2 protein-coding genes are annotated in these 2,475 nt (G+C 45.1%); both read left to right on the forward strand.

What is annotated here, in order from left to right; translation table 11 throughout:
- The coding region (locus tag FE781_RS17240) for a transposase (RefSeq protein WP_211346401.1) at positions 1–273 on the forward strand (273 nt) is incomplete at its 5' end.
- Positions 274–534: 261 nt separating this feature from the next.
- Positions 535–1,689, forward strand: coding sequence for an IS4 family transposase (locus FE781_RS17245; protein ID WP_138790838.1), 1,155 nt, complete (start codon positions 535–537; stop codon positions 1,687–1,689).
- Positions 1,690–2,475: the final 786 nt, after the last annotated feature.

Here is a 2,475-nt window from a genome sequence, read left to right on the forward strand (position 1 = left end):
GTACTGGCCTACATGGCCTTTCCCAGGGAGCATTGGCGGCAAATTCATTCCACCAATCCGTTAGAGCGCTTGAATCGGGAGATCCGCCGACGTTCAGACGTAGTAGGAATCTTTCCAAATCGGGAATCCGTTATCCGACTGATCGGTGCCATTTTGATCGAGCAGCAGGATGAATGGACCGTCGCACGCCGTTATTTCAGTCTTGAATCCATGGCCAAAGTCGTCCAAGGAGAGCAACTCCCCCTTGCATCCACTACGCTCTTGCAGAAGTAAATCTAGGTCACGCAGTAGAAATCGATTTTACACCACTTGACGGGACACTACCCACGTATTTACCCGATGCCGACCAACATCGTGAGTTAGTTTCATTACTAAATATAAAATCTCAATAGCGTTGCATTAAATTCGAACCCTTCTCTGTTATTCTAAATTGTGCTAAAAGTGTTAAATTAAAGACGTCCATTGCAAGAAAAAATCTCCATAATTAGGGTAGCAGGTAGTCCTGTCCAAATCCCTAATCATAGGAGATCACGCATGGACAAGGATACACTACTTTCGTCATTTGGTAAATGGGTTGCACCCTTAAATGCAAAAATAATTTCCGACTGGACCACAGAAACCGGCGAAGACAAGTATGTGAAGAAGCTTACCACTCTAGCGTACCTTCTCATCTTCATGGACGCTCAGCTGAATCAGCGCAAGGCTTTGCGGGACATTGTCACCGAAATTGAGAATAACGAAGCCTTCCAGAAAGAACTCGGCATCACCTCCATCAGTATTTCGCAGCTTTCCAGGAAGAACAACAAGCTGTCGCCGGAACTTTTACAGCAGCTATTTGTCGATCTGGTCGCTCAGGTCACTCGCATTCGCACGCCTGCCGCTGGGCGAGTCGGTACGGTTAAATTGCTGGATTCCACGACCATGAGTCTGTGTCTTAGCAAGTACAAGTGGGCAACGTACCGGAAAACGAAAGCCGGCGTGAAACTCCACTTACGCGTGACCTTCTGTGATCGGGATACGGTCTATCCGGAGAAGGCCGTGCTCATTCCGGCCAAGCCGTCAGATCGCACCCAAATGGATGCGCTCATCGATGAAACCGGCGCTACTTATGTATTTGACCGCGGCTACGTGGACTACGAGAAATACGACCAGTACTGCTGGGATGGGGTCTTCTTCGTTACTCGGTTGAAAGACAATGCTATTGTCGAAGTGATGGATGAATTTCCAACAGCGGAAGGCTCGGTCATGACTCGGGATCGCATGGTGAAGATCGGCAAAGGGGCCAAACAGATGAAGCATGTTCTTCGCCTCATCGAAACCGTCGATTTAAAAGGAAATCCCATCCGAATCATAACGAACCGATTCGATCTGACCGCTGAAGAAATCGGCGACTTGTACCGCAATCGCTGGAAGATTGAAACCTTCTTCCGATGGTTGAAGCAGCATCTGAAGTTGACGCGATTCTACGGTGAAGATGAAAACGCCGTATGGAACCAGATCCTGATTTGCCTGATTAGTTACTGCCTTCTGCTCCTGATGAAACTGGAGCTCTCGACAACTAAGTCGCTGCTTGATCTAAGCCGACTACTAAAATCGAATCTCACCAAGTCGTGGGAAGTTTTTAAAGCGGCTGTATTTCGAAAACCAGCACGCACTTCGAAAGGTCGGCAGAAGGTCGTGAAGAGCTAAGGCAACGCAAAGCAAGAAAAGGTAATCAGCACCTTGAAATCCTAGATATTACCAAATGGACAATAACTGCCTTGCATGCATAGCCCCCTTAACTTTTTAGCCTATACGGCGGCAGGTCCGTTTTCAGAAAATTCTATAAACGATAGAAAAGCAATGTTTATGCAACGCTATTGATAAAATCTGATCTTTGCGTTGATTTGGATGGTACTATCACTTATTTACGCTTTCACGAAAAAGGGCGAAGTGATGGAGTTTCAATGTGGGTCTATATTGATAAGCTTGATTTTACCTATTGTTTTGGGTTGTATAATAACGGTTTCGTAAGATTGATTCGGAGTGGGCGGATAGAGTACACGTTAATTGACGAAGATGAAATAAAATCAAAGCGTATAAAAATGTATATCATATTTGGGGCAATCATACTACTATGCGCAATCTCTCCCCCAATTTTTGCGATAGCTGTTTTAATATCGATTGTTCTTGCAATTATAAAGGCGGTTGACTATTTTAATGAGACAAAAGCTGTAAATCGAGGAAAAGAACGTTTTAAGAAAACACTTGTTGTGTGCTCAAGATGTACCCAAAAAAAATTCTGTTGACTTAAATCGCCCCGGGCGTGCTAAATGCGGGAGGTGCGGGAATTATCTATTCCATTCATAGCCAAGTTAGTGTAAAATTTCCGTGGGGGTAGGAAATGGAAAAAGCGAACATAGAAAAAGAGCTTCTCCCTTGGTAAAGTGATGTTTGCCGACAACACACCAAGAAGGAGAAAGCCCCTATGAGCCA

Source organism: Paenibacillus thermoaerophilus, from assembly GCF_005938195.1.
Lineage (GTDB): Bacteria > Bacillota > Bacilli > Paenibacillales > Reconciliibacillaceae > Paenibacillus_W > Paenibacillus_W thermoaerophilus.

Bases quoted from the DNA above. Each gene is read 5' to 3' on its own strand.
- FE781_RS17245 (WP_138790838.1), top strand. From the start codon at position 535: ATGGACAAGGATACACTACTTTCGTCATTTGGTAAATGGGTTGCACCC.